Annotated in this window: 1 protein-coding gene; it reads right to left on the bottom strand. The window is 59.1% G+C overall.

The features are described 5' to 3' along the window. Positions 1-585 (bottom strand): calcium-binding protein (locus RYZ26_RS19910; RefSeq protein WP_317685005.1); only part of this gene is annotated, 585 nt, incomplete at both ends.

Raw genomic sequence — 585 nt, 5'->3', positions numbered from 1 at the left:
CGCCATTGAGGATGTCATTGCCGGACCCGCCATTCAGCTGGTCATTGCCATCACCACCATGGAGCTTGTCGTTTCCGGCGCCGCCATTGAGGACATCATCACCCTTGCCGCCGGACAGGACATCTTTTCCAGCACCGCCGTTAAGGACATCGTCGCCAGAGCCACCAGAGAGACGATCATTGCCATCACCACCGACGAGCGTGTCATCGCCCGCGCCGCCTATGAGTTTATCGTTCCCGGCACCGCCGTTCAGGACGTCATCGCCTTTGCCGCCGTTGAGGATGTCATTTCCAGAACCTCCATTCAACTGGTCATTGCCGTCGCCCCCATGGAGCTTGTCGTTTCCTGCCCCACCGTTCAGAACATCATCGCCCTTGCCACCGGAGAGCACATCTTTTCCAGCACCACCATTGAGAATGTCGTCGCCCGACCCGCCAGAGAGGCGGTCATTACCTTCACCGCCGACGAGCGTGTCGTCGCCTGCCCCGCCTGCGAGTTTATCATTCCCAGTTCCGCCGTTTAGAACGTCGTTGCCTTTGCCGCCATTGAGGATGTCATTGCCGGACCCGCCATTCAGCTGGTCAT

Source organism: Terasakiella sediminum, from assembly GCF_033100395.1.
In the GTDB taxonomy this organism is placed as follows: domain Bacteria; phylum Pseudomonadota; class Alphaproteobacteria; order Rhodospirillales; family Terasakiellaceae; genus Terasakiella.
The sequence above is the reverse complement of the archived record's forward strand: the minus strand, read 5'-3'. Positions and strand labels throughout refer to the sequence as shown.